14 protein-coding genes and 2 pseudogenes are annotated in these 14,981 nt (G+C 62.0%); 3 read left to right on the forward strand and 13 right to left on the reverse strand.

Annotation, left to right across the window (positions count from 1 at the left end; translation table 11 throughout):
* Window positions 1–74 precede the first annotated feature (74 nt).
* The 8 genes from IVA93_RS21820 to IVA93_RS21855 form a co-directional block, all read right to left on the reverse strand.
* Entirely contained in the window at window positions 75–836 is a 762-nt protein-coding gene (locus IVA93_RS21820; protein ID WP_247368856.1) for an SDR family NAD(P)-dependent oxidoreductase, read from the reverse strand.
* Window positions 837–881: 45 nt separating this feature from the next.
* On the reverse strand, window positions 882–1,607 hold the full coding sequence (locus tag IVA93_RS21825; protein ID WP_247368858.1) for an ABC transporter ATP-binding protein: 726 nt from the start codon (window positions 1,605–1,607) through the stop codon (window positions 882–884).
* Window positions 1,597–2,316 carry an ABC transporter ATP-binding protein gene (locus IVA93_RS21830; RefSeq protein ID WP_140479068.1) on the reverse strand — a complete coding sequence of 240 codons (720 nt, stop codon included), beginning with the start codon at window positions 2,314–2,316 and terminating at the stop codon, window positions 1,597–1,599. The genes IVA93_RS21825 and IVA93_RS21830 overlap by 11 nt, the downstream gene beginning before the upstream one ends.
* Window positions 2,317–2,318: 2 nt before the next feature.
* The gene (locus IVA93_RS21835; RefSeq protein WP_247789228.1) at window positions 2,319–3,389 is read right to left on the reverse strand and encodes a branched-chain amino acid ABC transporter permease; all 1,071 of its coding nucleotides are present in this window, start codon (window positions 3,387–3,389) and stop codon (window positions 2,319–2,321) included.
* 12 nt (window positions 3,390–3,401) lie between these two features.
* Window positions 3,402–4,268, reverse strand: a complete 867-nt coding sequence (locus tag IVA93_RS21840) for an ABC transporter permease subunit (RefSeq protein WP_247368862.1) — start codon at window positions 4,266–4,268, stop codon at window positions 3,402–3,404.
* 95 nt (window positions 4,269–4,363) lie between these two features.
* Window positions 4,364–5,581, reverse strand: a complete 1,218-nt coding sequence (locus IVA93_RS21845; RefSeq protein WP_247368901.1) for an urea ABC transporter substrate-binding protein — start codon at window positions 5,579–5,581, stop codon at window positions 4,364–4,366.
* Between the two features lie 57 nt (window positions 5,582–5,638).
* Window positions 5,639–6,634, reverse strand: coding sequence for an acetamidase/formamidase family protein (locus IVA93_RS21850; RefSeq protein ID WP_247368865.1), 996 nt, complete (start codon window positions 6,632–6,634; stop codon window positions 5,639–5,641).
* 17 nt (window positions 6,635–6,651) lie between these two features.
* Entirely contained in the window at window positions 6,652–8,052 is a 1,401-nt protein-coding gene (locus IVA93_RS21855) for an amidase (protein ID WP_247368868.1), read from the reverse strand.
* A 409-nt stretch (window positions 8,053–8,461) separates the two neighbouring features.
* On the opposite strand from IVA93_RS21855, the gene IVA93_RS21860 reads away from it, so the two are divergent.
* Together IVA93_RS21860 and IVA93_RS21865 are read left to right on the forward strand one after the other, a co-directional pair.
* Window positions 8,462–9,637, forward strand: coding sequence for a transporter substrate-binding domain-containing protein (locus tag IVA93_RS21860; protein ID WP_247368870.1), 1,176 nt, complete (start codon window positions 8,462–8,464; stop codon window positions 9,635–9,637).
* Window positions 9,634–10,221, forward strand: a complete 588-nt coding sequence (locus IVA93_RS21865; RefSeq protein WP_247368873.1) for an ANTAR domain-containing response regulator — start codon at window positions 9,634–9,636, stop codon at window positions 10,219–10,221. Before IVA93_RS21860 ends, IVA93_RS21865 begins: the two co-directional genes overlap by 4 nt.
* Window positions 10,222–10,264: 43 nt before the next feature.
* Here the strand turns inward: IVA93_RS21865 and IVA93_RS21870 are convergent.
* A pseudogene (locus IVA93_RS21870) lies at window positions 10,265–10,511 on the reverse strand (NUDIX hydrolase); the annotation flags it as partial.
* A 544-nt stretch (window positions 10,512–11,055) separates the two neighbouring features.
* Here IVA93_RS21870 and IVA93_RS21875 point away from each other — a divergent pair.
* A complete protein-coding gene (locus IVA93_RS21875) occupies window positions 11,056–11,382 on the forward strand; it encodes a hypothetical protein (RefSeq protein WP_247368875.1) in 327 nt (108 codons plus the stop codon).
* A 208-nt stretch (window positions 11,383–11,590) separates the two neighbouring features.
* On the opposite strand, the pseudogene IVA93_RS41205 reads toward IVA93_RS21875, so the two are convergent.
* The 4 genes and pseudogenes from IVA93_RS41205 to IVA93_RS21890 form a co-directional block, all read right to left on the reverse strand.
* Window positions 11,591–11,911 (reverse strand): annotated as a pseudogene (locus tag IVA93_RS41205) (papain-like cysteine protease family protein); the annotation flags it as partial.
* A gap of 797 nt (window positions 11,912–12,708) precedes the next feature.
* A complete protein-coding gene (locus IVA93_RS21880; RefSeq protein ID WP_247376102.1) occupies window positions 12,709–12,879 on the reverse strand; it encodes a DUF3606 domain-containing protein in 171 nt (56 codons plus the stop codon).
* Window positions 12,880–13,064: 185 nt separating this feature from the next.
* Window positions 13,065–14,000: a non-homologous end-joining DNA ligase gene (gene ligD, locus IVA93_RS21885; protein WP_247401241.1), complete on the reverse strand. Its 936-nt coding sequence runs from the start codon at window positions 13,998–14,000 to the stop codon at window positions 13,065–13,067.
* Between the two features lie 433 nt (window positions 14,001–14,433).
* A complete protein-coding gene (locus IVA93_RS21890; protein ID WP_247376107.1) occupies window positions 14,434–14,688 on the reverse strand; it encodes a hypothetical protein in 255 nt (84 codons plus the stop codon).
* Window positions 14,689–14,981: the final 293 nt, after the last annotated feature.

A 14,981-nucleotide genomic window follows, 5' to 3' on the forward strand; every position in this document is an offset into this window, starting at 1 on the left:
TCCCGACGCGGAGACACCCTCTCGCCGATCCTCCCCCGCAGGCGGGGGGGAGAAAGCGCGATGCGCTCGCGGCCCTAGAACTGCACGCCGCGCGTGAGCGCGCCATCGACCACGAGGTTGGTCCCCGTGATGAAGCTTGCAGCCTTGCTGGCAAGGAACACCGCACCGTTCGCCATTTCCTGCGGCGTGCCCATGCGGCCGGTCGGGTTCAGCGCAAGTGCAGTCTTGTACAGCTCGGGATTGCCATCCTTGATCTGGTTCCAGACGCCTCCCTCGAAATAAGTATTGCCCGGCGAGACCGAGTTGGCGCGGATGCCCTTGCCGGCAAGCTGGAAGGCGAGCCCTTGCGTGTAATGGATGATCGCGGCTTTGAACGTGCCATAGGGCCCGCTGGCGAAATCGACCTCGCGGCCCGACACGCTGGAGATGGTGACGATCGCGGCGGCCTTGCTCTTCTCCAGATACGGCATCGCCGCATTGACCAGCCGCACAGTGCCCATCATGTCGGTGGAGAACTCCTTCTCCCAGCTCTCCTCGTCCTGCCCGATCGACAACGCGCTGACATTGGCGACCACGACGTCGATGCCGCCGAGCCTGGAGGCCATATCCTCCACCCAGGCCTTGAGCGCCGGGCCGTTGGAAACGTCGACCGAGCTGCCGAACGCGGCGACGCCCTTCGCCTTGATCGCGGTGACCGCGTTGTCGACGTCGGTCTGGTTGCGCGCGCAGATGCCGACATTGGCGCCTTCGGCCGCAAACGTGTCGGCGATCGCCCTGCCGATGCCCTTGGTGCTGCCGGTGACGAGAACCCTTGCTCCCTTGAGTCCCAGATCCATGTTCATTCCTCCCTATCGACGACTTCAAGACACGCATGATGCCGTTCAGAGCAGAAGCTGTTCGCGGACGTTGTCCTCGTTGACCTCGGCGCCTGCCAGCGACTGCGTAATCTTGCCCTTCTCCATGATGTAGCAGCGCTCGGCGATCGCCAGGATCGTGTCGAGGTTCTGCTCGACGAAGATGATGGTGGTTCCGAGCTCGTTGCGGAACGACCGCAGCGCCTCGCAGATGTGCTGGACGATCGACGGCTGGATGCCCTCGGACGGCTCGTCCAGGATCATGAGCGACGGATTGCCGATCAGCGCCCGGCCGATGGCGAGCTGCTGCTGCTCGCCGCCCGACATGGTGCCCGCGGCCTGTCGGCGACGCTCCTTCAGCCGAGGAAAATACTCATAGACGAGCTCCGGCAGCTTCTTGCCCCCGGGGCCGCCGATCAGCTCTCCGACCCGAAGATTCTCCTCGACGGTCATCTGTGGAAACACGTCTCGCCCTTGCGGGATGTAGCCGAAGCCGGCCCGCGCCCGCGCATCGGCTTCCAGCGCCGTGACGTCCTGCTCCATGAAGCGGATCGTGCCGCGCCACGTCTGCAGCAGGCCGATCAGGCATCGCATCAAGGTCGATTTGCCGACCCCGTTGCGGCCGATCACGCCGACAATCTCGCCGCGCGCGACTGACATGGTGACTCCCTGCAGGATCGGCGTCGCACCATATCCGGCCCATAATTCCGATACGTGCAGCATCCGGTCGGTGGGATTGGGCTTAGTGGGCATGGGTCTTGCCGAGATAGATTTCCGCGACCTTCTCGTCCTGCAAGATGCTCTCGAGATCGCCGCGCGCAAAGATCTTGCCGAGATGCAGCACCGTGACGCGCTGGGCCACCTGGCGTACGAAGGCCATGTCGTGCTCGACGACGAGCACCGTCATTCCCTCGGCATTGAACGATTTGATCAGCTCGCCGGTCTTGTAGGTTTCTTCCGGCGACATGCCGGCCGTCGGCTCATCCAGCAGCAGGAGGTGCGGCTTGAGCGCCAGCGCCATCCCGATCTCGAGCCATTGCTGCTGGCCATGCGACAGCGCGCCCGCTAGCTTGTCGCTGTCCGGTGCGAGGTTGAGCAGCGTCAGCAGGCGATTTTCCTCCGCGATGCGTTCCGCGCCGGACAATCGCTCCTGGAGCGCAGTCTGGATGTTCTGTCGGACCGGCAATTCCTTGAACACGCTCGGGGCTTGCATCTTGATGCTCATGCCCCGCTGCACGCGCGCATAGGGACGCTCCTTGGTGATGTCGACGGTGTCGAACAGGATGCTGCCCTCGGTCGGGGGGTAGAGACCCACGATCAGCTTGAACAGCGTGCTCTTGCCGGCGCCATTGGGACCGATCAGGCAGTGGACCTCGCCGGCGTTGACCGTGAGGTCGACGCCGGAGACCGCGGTCAATCCGCCGAACCGCTTGGATACGCCTTTGACTTCGACCAGCGCCATGATCAGGACTCTTCCGATTGCAAGCGACCGGCCTCCGCGGTGACGTCACCGTCACCGCGACGTCGTCCGCGCGACCAGTCCGCAACGAGCTTGCCGATGCCGAGCACGAAGCCCTGCGGCGCCAGCATCACCGTGGCGAGCAGCAACGCCCCCATCAGCACCAGCGCGGCCTGCTGGCTGTAGACGGTGATGGTCTGAAAGCCGAACAGCAGCAGGAACGACCCGACCAACGTCGCCGTCAGATCGCTGCGCCCGGAGAAGGCGACCCAGACGATCGGCATCGCGGCAGCCGGCAAGCCGATGCTGGACGGTGTGATGAACTGCCCCCAGGATGTGTACAGCGCACCACTCAGCCCAGCGAGGCCGCTGCCGATCACGAATGGCAGAAGCTGATATTTGCGGACGTCATAGCCCAGCATTTCCGCACGCTGCGGATTTTCGCGCGTCGCCACGATGACGTTGCCGATCCCCGAGTTCACCAGCATCCGCAGCGCGAGATAGACGATCACGATCAGCGCGACCATGACATAGTAGAGCGCCGATCCCTCGATGTAGAAGTCACCCACGGTCAGCGGGTCCATGCCCTTCATGCCGTTGAAGCCGTTCAGCCGGGCCGGACCGATATGCCATTCCGGTCCAGCCGTCTGGCCGAGGAAGAAGGCCAGCACCAGAGTTGCGGACAGCGTAACGATGCCGAAGAAGATGCCATTGATACCGCCCCAGATCATGAAGTAGCCGAGGATGCCCGCCGCGATCATCGCGAGCACCACGGAGAGCACGAGCGCGGCAATCGTCGCGGTCCCGCCGCCCATGTTGATCGCGAGCACGCCGTAACCGTAACCGGCAATACCGAAGAACAGGGTCTGGCCGAACGAGAGCATCCCGCCATAGCCCCACATCAGGCAGAGGCCAAGTGCCATGAAGATCCAGATCAGGAAGTAGGCGAAATTGCCGACATCGTAGGAGTCGGCGAACAGCGGGTAGGTCAGCGCCGCGCCCAACCCAACCAGGAAGCAAGACCAGAACATCCTGCCACGTCCAAGGGTCTGTGGACCTTCCAGCAGCTTGAACATCAACATCTCCTCCTAGCGCCCACGCCGAACCAGCACGCTGGAGAGCCCTTCGGGCAGCACGCGGATGATCAGGATGACGGCCACCAGCATGCCGATCTGCCCTATGATCTGGCCGTAACTCGCGTTCAGCGCCATCCGGATCATCGCCAGGAACACCGCCGCCGGCGCCGTTCCGAGCAGCACATTGGCTCCGCCGATCACGACAGTGACGAAACTCTCGACGACGAACGTCGCCCCCATGGTCGGAATCAGCGTCATGGTGGGCGCGTATAGCGCCCCGCAAAGCCCGGCGAGGCCGGTGCCGATCCCGAAGCTGATGGCATAGATGCGTCCGGTGCGCGCGCCGAGTGCCTTCGCCATCGCCGCATTCTGCATGGTCGCGCGGGCGATCACGCCGAACCGCGTCTTCATAAAGATGATGTAGAGGCCGGCCAGCACGGCCACCGCGCAACCGAACAGAACCAGGCGATAGGTCGAGAACGTATAGCCGCCGATCGCAAAACTTCCCTCTGGTGTTCCGATGCCGCGCACGGCAGAGCCGACGATCAGGAGCATCGATTGCGTCACGATAAGGCTGAGGCCCCAGGTCGCGAGCAGCGAATCCAGCGGCCGCTTGTAGAATCGCCGTACGACGAGGAACTCGACGAGGACTCCGATGAGACCCGCGGCGACCGCGGCCAGGATCTGTGCGATTGCGAGCGGCACGCCGAGATTCACCAGGCCAACGGTGACATAGGCGCCGCACATGATGAACTCGCCATGCGCCATGTTGATCACGCCCATCATGCCGAACACGATGGCGAGACCCGCGGCCGAGAGAATGAGGAACGCGAACACGTCGGCGAACTGGTAGAATACCGAGAACACTTCAGCCGACATCTTGGCACCCCCGCCCCTCCCGGCGCCGCGTCGTTGCGGCGCCGGTTTTGTTCAGGATCGTAAGACTCAACACGAGCAAGATCCGTGCCCGAACATCACGACTTCTTGGGAAGATGGTTCGGCGTGTACTGATCCTTGTCGTTCTTCTTGGTCAGATCGCAGCCGATCTCGCCGAGCCAATAAGGCTGGATCGTGCCATAGTCCTTCTCGACCTTCACCTCATGCTTTGGCCCAACCGAAATCAGGCGCATGCGGTGAGACGTGTGCTGGCTCTTGGGATCGATGCAGACCTTGCCTTCGGGAGCATCGATACACGCATCGCCGGTGGCGATGACCTTGCGCATGTCCTCGAGCTTGATCGACTTCGCCTTCTCGACCAGCGCCTTGTACATGTAAAGCGCGTTATAGGCGTTGTACCCCATGTCGTTGATGTAGAGCTCGTCGGGGAATTTCGCGTGCCATCGCTTCTTGAACTCGGTGGCCTCGGGCGTGTCGATCTCCTCAAACCAGTTCGCAGTCGCATGCATGTTATTGAGCGCCGGCGGCTTGAACCGCTTGTGCTCGAAGCCGAGCATGACCTTGATCGACGAGCCCATCGGCAGGTTGAGGTTGGCCGCGGCCGCCTGTTCGAAGAACGAATCCTGGGCGGCGCCGACATTGATCGTGAGTAGCCAATCCGGCTTCGCCTTCTGGACGTTCTGGATGGTCTGCGCGAATTGCGACACGCCGAGCGGAATGAATTCCTCTCCGACGACCTCGCCGCCCAGGTCCTTCATGATCTTGCGGTTCCACTCCGCCGAGATCTGACCGAAGTTGTAGTCGGCGGCGATGACATAGACCTTCTTGCCAAACTTCTCGACCATCCAGGGGATCAGCGTCGAGAACTGCTGCTCGGGCACCGCGCCCATGCTGATCATGCTGGCGTCGCAGACACCGCCCTCGTACTGGTTGGTGTAGAAATACGGCGTCGTCGTGCGATCGACGATCGGACGCAGCGCCTCGCGCGAGGCCGAAGTGATGCCGCCGATCAGCACGTCGACCTTGTCGCGATTGAGCAGACGGCGGCCAAATTCCTGATAGCGCGCGTTGTCGCCTTGCGGATCAAGGTGGATCAGTTCGATCTGCCTCCCCAGGATACCGCCACTCTTGTTGATCTCCTCGACAGCGAGCTGCGAGCCGTGCAGCTTCGGCATGCCCATGAAGGCGAGATCGCCGGACACGTCCTCGAGCAGGCCGACCTTCAGTGGCGGCTCCGCTGCGCGCCCAACACTCATCGACGCCACTGTGCCGAGCAAGGCGCCGAGCAAAACCATCCGTAATTTGCGTCCCGAATTCATCGTGATGTCCCCTCTATGGAAAGTGGCTGGGTATCATGGCTTGAGGTAATTCTTCAGGATGGACGCCCCCATCGTGTATTTGGGGTCGACCATGTTGCCGAGGCGCATGCGGCCGGCCTGGCTGAGCAGCATGTAGGCGTCGATCTCGTCGAAGCCGTAATCGGCCGCCATCCATCGCACGAGTTCGCGATAGGCGATACGCGCCGCGTCCTCAAGCGGACGCGCGCTGCCGATCGTCATGATGAAGTCCTTCGTCTCGAGCCGCGGCCAGGCGAAGCTCCAGTTCTTGATCAGGTCGACCTGCAACGTGACAGTTGCGCGCTGCTCCAGCGCCACGCCAGAGAGCTCACCGTCGCCCTGCGTCGCGTGGCAGTCGCCGACGTAGAGCATCCCGCCGTCGGTATGTACCGGGAAATAGATGATCGCTCCTGGCGCGACGTCGGGCAGGTCCATATTGCCGCCGTGATAGTCCGGCTGCAGCGACGAGATCGCCTCGATCTCCGGCGAGACGCCGATGGTGCCGATGAAGGGCTCGTAGGGCAGCGTGAGCTTATCGTTCCAGCGCACGCCGCTCCTGTCGACATGCAGCTTCTTCACGCGCTCCCGCAACGGCGGATTGAGCAGCGCCGTCGACCCGGTCCCGACCAGCCCACCGAACTCCGGAATGATGCAGGTCGTGCCGGCCGGCTGCTCGCCCCGTGTCTCGACGTCGCGGATATAGATCGCGAGGCAATCGCCCTTCTTGGCGCCATTCACCGCGATCGGCCCGCATTGCGGATTGAGATAGGGGAAGTTGAGCTTGGCGGTGGGGCTGTCGGTCTCCTTGGTCAGCACGCCGCCGAACGCATCTTCGGTTTCGACGACGACCACCCCGCCCGGGTCGATCGACAGGGTCGGCTTGGCATAGGGACCGTAGACGTAATGGAAGTCCCCCTGCTGCTCGATGGTCAGGCTATGGGTCGCGCCGGTCGCGCCCTTGGCGACGGCGCGCCTGGCCAAGATGGATGTGTTCAACCAGTCTTCGGACATGAGATCGGCTCCTCGGCTCAGATCGCGGGATGACGCTTGTGCCAGTCGGTGACGCGCTGGAACGCATCGCCTGCGCGAACGAGGCCGGCCTCTTCGAAGTGACGGCCGACGAACTGGAAACCGACCGGGCCGCCATTCGCCGCGAAGCCGCCGGGCAATGTCACGGTCGGACTCCCCGTCATGTCGAACGGGCATGTAAAGCGGAGCAGGCCTCCAATCAGCGAGGCGTCCTCACCGAGCGCTGCCATCTTGGCAAGCGTCGGCGCGGCGAACGCCTGGGCCGGGATCGCGAGGAGATCGACCGTCTCGAACAGCGCACGCACGGCGCCGCGAAACGCTTCGCGTCGGAGCACAATCTTCTGATAGTCCATGCCGGACTGCTGCCGGCCGAGATCGAGCAGGCCCGCCAGCGCCGGGCCGTACTCGTCCTTGCGTGCCGGATAGGTCTCCTCATGCGCGACCGCGACTTCGATGCCGCAGAGCGGGAACCAGTCGTCGATGATCGCCTTGGGATTGGGAAAGGCAACTTCCTTGACCTTAGCACCGAGATCGGCCGCCACCCGCAACCCCTCGGCCAGCACCTTGACCGCATCGCCGTCGGTGCCGTCGCTGGTCCAGCGCCGGTCGACGCCAATGGTCACGCCGCGCAGATCACCGGTCAGCCCGGCAAGATAATCAGGAACCGCCAGCGGCACCGCCGTCGTATCCATGGGGTCCTGCCCCGCGATCACGCCGAGGATGGCGCCGCAATCGACCGCACTTCGCGCCATCGGACCGATGTGGTCCAGCGTCGCGGCGAGTTCGAAGGCGCCGTAGCGGCTGACCCGTCCCCAGGTCGGCTTGAGGCCGGTGACGCCATTGGCCGCGGAGGGAAAGCGGATCGAGCCGCCGGTGTCGGTGCCGAGCGAGCCGAAGCAGAGGCCTGCTGCCGTCGCGACGCCGGAACCGCTCGACGATGCGCCCGGCCAGAGATCCGCATTCCACGGATTTTTCGGTGGGTCGATCTTCGGATGATGATCGGCGTAGGCGCCTTCGGTCTGCTGCAGCTTGCCAAGGATGATCGCGCCGGCGTCCTTCAGCCGCGCCACGACCGTTGCATCCTCGGTGGGGCGGAAGTCACCATGGATCGTCATGCCATGCGCGGCAGGTGCACCCTTGGCCCAGCAGAGATCCTTCACCGCCACAGGCACACCGTGCAGCGGCCCCCTGATCTTGCCGGAGACGATCTCCTTTTCGGCCGCGGCGGCATCGGCGAGCGCCGAGTCAGCCATCACATAGGCAAAACTCTTGAGCTTGCCGTCGAGCTTCTCGATCCGCCCGAGCATCGCCTTGGTCGCTTCGACCGGCGACAGCTCTTTCGCCTGGATCTTTCGCCCAAGATCGACGAGCCCGAGATAGTGGAGATCCGTTTCCGCCATCGCTCTTTACCCTCCCGCTCACATGACACACCGCCGTCTCGCGCATGCGCCACCGTTCTGGCGACGCGGACGCATCGTCAGCTTCTTCGGCGGCAAACGAAAAAAGCCACCCGTCCCTCCCCGAATGAGGTGACGAATGGCTCAAATGCCGCGGCTATGATCTGTCGCTTTAGGGTCCGTGATCGAACGAAGCACTTAGTGCAAGGAACTGGACGTCATCGGCCAGATCGGCGCACGCGAGGTTCGACAGGTTGCCCTGTAGGAGAAAAGTCTAAGTAACTGCCTATCGCGTTGTCAACGATGCTGTCTGCCTAAATTTCGAGAGTGCTGCGCAGCAAAACGGCAAGCCACTTGCGCAGTCATCCGCGATGATGATTTCATCTTCGCGTTACGTGATCGAAAGCTGTCAATGACAAAGCCGTCTGTTCCCGTTGGCATCATCTGCTCGCAGTCCGGGCCTTATCAGGCCATGGGATGCGAGATCCTCAAGAGCGCGATGATGGCGGTCGACGAGATCAACAGCCAGACGGAGTTCGACTTCGCGATCGCGCCTCATGTTCGCGATCCTCGCGGCATCGTCTCCGAGTATCACACCGTCTGTGACGACCTCATTCGAAATGTCGGCGTCGCGCACATCATCGGCTGTTACACCTCGGCCTCGCGCAAGCAGGTGCTTCCCATCGTGGAGCGCACCGATCGCCTGCTCTGGTATCCCGCCCGCTACGAAGGCTTCGAGTGCTCGGACAACGTGATCTATGTCGGCGCCTCGCCCAATCACAACGTGCTGCCGCTGGTCCGCTACGTGCTCGACAATCTGTCGCGAGAGATCTTCTGCGTCGGCTCCAACTACGTGTGGACATGGGAGACCAATCGCGTCACCCGTGAACTGGTCAGCGCGGCGGATGGCCACATCCTCGCCGAGCGGCTACTCGAGCTCGGCGAGAGCGCCGTCGGTCACATCGTCGACGAGATCGTTCGCCGCAAGCCGCCGGTCGTGTTCAATACGCTGGTCGGAAGCTCGAGTTACGCCTTCATCCGCGCATTTCACGCCGGCACCAAGGCCGCGGGGCTGGAACTTCCCATGCTGAGCTGCAGCTTGTGCGAGCCGGAGCTGGCAATCGTCGGGCCGGCATCGGCCGGATGCATCACGTCGTCGGCCTATTTCGAGAGCATCCGCCTGCCGGAGAACCGCGCCTTCGTCGCACGCTGGAAGGCGCGCTATGGCAACGACAGCAGTCCTTCCGTGGACGGGCAATCCGCCTATGTCGCGGTCTATCTGCTGGCCCGCGCGTTGCAGCGCGCGGGGACGTCCGACATTGCCGAGGTGCGGCGCGCCGCGGCGGGCTATCGCTACAATTCGCCGCAAGGACCCGTGTGGATCGACGGCGGCAACAATCATTGCGTCCTTACACCGCGGCTTGCCGTATCCAATCCGCAAGGACAGTTTGATATCTTCTGGGAAGCCGACGCGCCTGTTAAGCCTGATCCCTACCTGACGCAGCTCGACATTGCCGTCAGCCCGTCGAAAGAAACCTCAGCGGGCGGCGCATTGCCGAACGCGCCGCATTTGCGGGTTGTAAAATGAGCAGACCGTCTTCATTTTCGCTACGTGGACGCAAGGCGCTCGTCGCCATCAAGGACGAACGCGACGCAACCATCGTGCGACGCCAGTTCGAGCGTCTCGGGATCGAGGGGGTTGCATGGTCGCCTGCGGAGCCCGTCACCTTCGCTCCCGACCTGTCGCTGATCGACGACGAGTTCCTGCCCCTGCTGCAACCGGCGCAACGTGCGTTCCTCGCGCGATCGCCTGTCATCGCCCTGCTCGGCACCGAGACGCCAAGCCGCCTGAAGCTGGTGTTCGAACTCGATCCGGCTTCCTTCCTCATCAAGCCGTTGCGATCGGCCGGCATTTACGCAGCGCTCGTCATGGCATTCGAGCGTAACGAACGCACAGGCGAATTGAAGCAGCAGATTCTCAAGCTCGAGCAGCGCCTGCGGTCGCGTCGCGTCGTGCTCGCCGCCGTTCTCCAGGTGATGCATTCGCATGCGCTCGCCGAACCTGCCGCCTTTGCCCTGATCCGCAGAACCGCGATGGAGCAGCGCAAGACGATCGAAGAACTCTCGGCGGAGATCACGGCCAGGGGCATGCTCCCGCGCGCAACTGGTTAGACAGCCTGTACTACTCCGCATAGCGAACAGCCAGGCCCCTCGCCTATTTCGGAAACAGCTTGTCGCGAATGTAGCGCGAGGTTGGGGTCAGCTTCAGTCCGCGCGGCTTGCGCCATTCCGCCCGGTCGAGCTCCTTCTTGTCGCCGAGCTTGAGGGGGCCCCGGGGCCTTCTTGCTCAGGAAGATCGCATCGCTCATCCTTCGGCCGGACCTGCGGTTCGTGCCGTTGACTTCCTTCCAGAACCTCAACTCACCAAGCCTGAGCTTGGGCAGCTCCGCCATGATCTCGCGATCGACCGGCGATCATGTTCGAGATGGTACGGCCGGACTGACCACATTGGAACGTTCACGTAGCGCCCCACCCGCACCGAGCCGCAATCGCCCCGGCGACGAAATCATCGAAAATCGTAGTTTGGCACAAGTCCTTGGAATGTAACTGGGAGCGACGCGAATTTTGTCAGTGGTTCGTGGCACATTGCAATAAATTTGAATGGACAATGCGGCTTACTGATGGATCAAATCGGAAAGGTGGGCGACATCGTCTCGGAATGCACGGGCGACTTCATATCGGTACGCCTGGGCGACTTCGTCGGAATCCGCATCTTGAAGCACGTGCTTCCGTATTCCATCCGGTCGAGATCGGCGAGACGTTCCAGCATCGCCCGGATGTGAACGTCACCGCCTGGTTGATCGATCTCGATCCGCGAGTGGCTGATGGTAGACGGGGGACTTGCCGGCTCCACGTTCCCGACAGGGACGCGACACGGCAGTTTCTTTTTTTGTCCTCCAGAAATGGGAAAACCCGCCCAGCGTAAACCGGCGGGCGCCTTGTGCTTTGATCGATTCAGGCTGGCTTCTTTTCGTCCTCGAAGAAAAACTGCTGCAAGGCATGAGTTTGCATGCGCAGCCGGTGGGCAGACTTCCGACACCGCCTCACTTCCCGAACCGTGTCGCCGCAAGCGGTGAGTACAGGTTCGAATTCGCGTTCATCCGCTCGCACTCGCGCGACGCGTTCCAGAACGTTTCCACGCACGGCTTCGTAGTGCCGGCGGCCGGCCTCCAAGTGATCGCGAGCGTACTCGGATCAGTGAAAACCCACCTGCCGGTGTTGTGTGGCTTGGCCGGGGGCCGGGCGAGGACGGTGCCGTCTTACTCGACATAGCGATACTGTCGTTGCCGAGGTAATAGTACCATGTGCTGCCGTCCCACACGCGCCAGCAGCCCGTCGGCCATCCATCTTTTTTTGTCACTCCGTCTGATGCGAGAACGAGTTCTTTCTGGTATCGAGCCCACTGGTTGAGCTGCGGGTCGCGCACCAGCATTCCACCCTTGAAGGCGCCTCTACCGGTGCGATAAATATTGAACCTGTTCACTGGCATCCTTTGATTGGGACCAACGGCGGGATCATGGTGGTACAAGTCCAGCCCGAGGACGGCAACGACCAGCGATACGTGTAGACCTCCGTCCCAGCTGACCATGATTGGCCCGAGCGCGGTCAGCGCTAGGTCGATATCTTTCGCTGTGGACGTCGGAACGTCCTTGTGAAGAAAGCTTAAGCCCTCGTTTCTCATAAATTTGTTATACGCGTCCCCTCCAGTCGTTGATGAGTGCCGTCTTCGTTCTCGAGTTCCGGCAACTGCAGCGGACTGGCATAGCCGCCCCCGTAGTATAAGCGCAGCATGCGTGCACATGCCCACCAGCAACCTGTGGGATCATTGGCTTGGCTTACAAAAGGCACGGCCGCGGCAAGGGCATGATCGACCTCTCACTTTTTCAATGCGCACCCTACGCAGTTAGAACAAGCGCGCCAATGGCTCGCCACCGCCATTGCTGCGGCGCGGTATCGCCACCAACCACCCCACCGCGCGGTCCCCGACCACTGGCAACGTAGCGGAGCGCGCGAGTTCCCACTTACGGTAATCGCGCCCGTTGACCGTGAGAATCGCAGGCATGTTGCTATTCCACTCCCATTGTGAGTCGGACAAGGCAACACGCATTGGCGGCAGAGCTGCTTCGCTCAGATGTCCTTCGTGCCGAACGCTGCGGTATTCGCCGCTCGCACGCGTGATCAAGTTGACCGATGTGCGGCAGATCACGCCTTACTGGGTGCATCCGACCGAAGAGCGCCAAAGGGGTGACGATGATCAGTGCGCCATTGAATTGAGGACCGCTTCGCCGATGTTCTCGCGATCCGCGGCTCGCTTGAGCCGATCAGGCGGCTTGTCACTGGTGGCGCTTCGCGCCTGCCTCTTTAATGATATGGCTGGCATCCGGCTCTTCAATTCCCGCGTTTATGTCCGGCGACCTGTTGCAGGCGCGCGGCTCCCCGGCGCCACACTGGCAGCCAAGTTCTTCGCTCCAGGCCCGGTCCGGGTGGTTCTCGCAGACAAAGCCTAAGCCGAAGCAAGTGGGACAGTTGGGATTGATCATGGCATGAAAAAGCGCGCGGGCCTTGCTCCAGAGATCGCAAGCATACCGCGCGCCTCGGCTACACCGCCAATTGTTTGCGAACGGCGGCGGCCGAATTGCCTACTTTGTCGACGGCCTTCTGCAGCTCGTCCTTCGAGACACCAAGCGCCTTGGTCCAATACTTGACCTCTTCATGCATGTTGATCTTGCTACGGTCGCGCTGGTCCCGCTTGGTGAGATTGTCGCTCATGTTCCTCCTCCATCGCCTGGACAAGCCGTTCATCGTCGAGAACGGCCAGCAGGTCATTAATTGTATTCTGGCAGTCCCGCGGGCCGGGCTCGACATAGCGGGCCAGGATGGCCTGGGCTTCTTTTACAGCTTGGGTTACGCGATCCGGCATGCCGGTACTCCACTCACTCGCGGAGAAAACGCCGTCAGGAACGCCCCGTTCCCTTGCTGAGCCCCTTGAAAGAGCTGGCGCGCAGCAGGCCTTCAGAGGTGATGTCCCGGTATTCGATGTCGGCGTAGAACTTCGGCTCGACCCATGTGGCCTTCGGTTTCTTGACAGGCTTGGTGAGCTTTTGCTTCGGGCTGACGACGGTATCGAGAGCCTTGCGAATCTCTGCCGATTTCGTCCGGCTCCAGCCCGTGCCGACCTTGCCCATGTAGACCAGCTCTTTGCCTTCCTGCTTGCCGAGGTAGAGGGCGGCAACGCCAGACGGGTCCTTGACGAAACCAACAACAGGGAATTTCTCGCGTTGGACGGTCTTGATCTTTTGCCAGGCCTCGACCCGGTCCGACCGGTACGGTGCGTCAACCCGCTTGGAGACGATGCCCTCGTAGTTCAACTTGCTCGCCGCCTCGAACAACGCATGACCGTCACCTTCATGGTGCTCGCTGTAGAAGATGGGCGCTTCCAGCTCGTTCTCATCTATCAGCTGCTTCAGCAGCTCCTTGCGGGCAAGCTGCGCATGTGTCCGGAGGTCTATGCCGTCCAGCCACAGGAGATCGAAGGCGAAGAAAACGAGGCGGTCCTGGTCACCTCTACCGAGGTCGGCCTGAAGTTCGGAGAAGTTGGTTCGCTCTTCGTGGATGACGACTACTTCCCCGTCCACGATAACCTGACCTGGGACGTTGAAAGCGCCTGCAATGACCGAGAACCTGTCGATCCAGTTGTGGCCATTACGGGTAAAAGCCTTGCGGTTGTCGCCGTCGATATGAAGCTGGATGCGGTAGCCGTCGTATTTGACTTCGTGAATCCACTGAGCCCCCGAAGGCGCTTTCATCTTCGGGGTCGCAAGCTGGGGGCTGATAAAGCCCGGCATGGAAGCTTTCGGCTTCTTGGCCGGTGCTCGGATACGCTTTGCCACTAACGCAACTCACAAAAAGCCCGCCGCCGGTGTTGGGCCGACGGCGGGGCAGTCTACGTATCTTAGTCACAAGTCTCCAACCGCGAGGCTGGAGCAGCGTTCCCTAGCGTTCACTTATACAACCGCAACGGCGATTCCGGGTTGTATTTTCAACGTCAACGAGAACGGCTAGAGAACGCGGTGCGATAGAACGTTCGTCCAGAGGAACGCCCTCAATCCTGTGGCCTCTTCAAAAGGTCCGGCAGCCGGGAGATTGCCTTTGCGATCCGCCTCGCCTCGTCACGGGTTAGGTATTTGATCGGCGTACTGGTACGGGCGCCCGTGAAGGTCTTCGCGGTGCGGGACAGAGCAGGCGGAGAAGCCGTTGGCGTCCTTCACGCGGAAACATTGCCTCTCCTCCAACATCACCCACGCGGGCGCCGAAGGTTGTCCATCAGGCCCTGCGGTTTGCCGGAGTGCCCCGTATCCGTTTGCCGGAGTTGTAGGTCGGCCCGTCCTTCGCCGCCCTCACTTGCCGGTCACGCTCAACGCAAAGGTCGTCAACCTTGCCCAGCATCCGCTGAAGCAGGGTCTCGGCCGACGCGGTCGATACCCCGGCCCGTTGAAGCTGGAGAATTTCCTTGCGCTGGCGACTGACCTGCGAGCGCATACGCTCGATTTCCGAGCGAAGATATTCGAGTGTGGGCATAATCAAACCTAGAATTTATGGCCAAGCAATCTTCACGAACACTGGCGTTACGTTGAACGCGGTGCGGGACGGTGTAGGTTTTGCCTATATCTTCGCGGATCAAGTCGCGGCTGACATCGCCAGCGGTAGCCTGGCGCGCGTGCTGGAAGGTTGGTGCCCGCCCTTTTCGGGTCATCACGTCTACTCTCCAAGCCGGCGACAAACGGCCCAGGCATTCTCAGTTCTGGATCGATGCGGCCACCGAGGTTGGCCTAGAGCCGCGCAGGGAGACGTAGCTCTAGCCAGCCTCGGAG

The sequence above is a fragment of the Bradyrhizobium sp. 155 genome, assembly GCF_023101105.1.
GTDB classification, from domain to species: domain Bacteria; phylum Pseudomonadota; class Alphaproteobacteria; order Rhizobiales; family Xanthobacteraceae; genus Bradyrhizobium; species Bradyrhizobium canariense_D.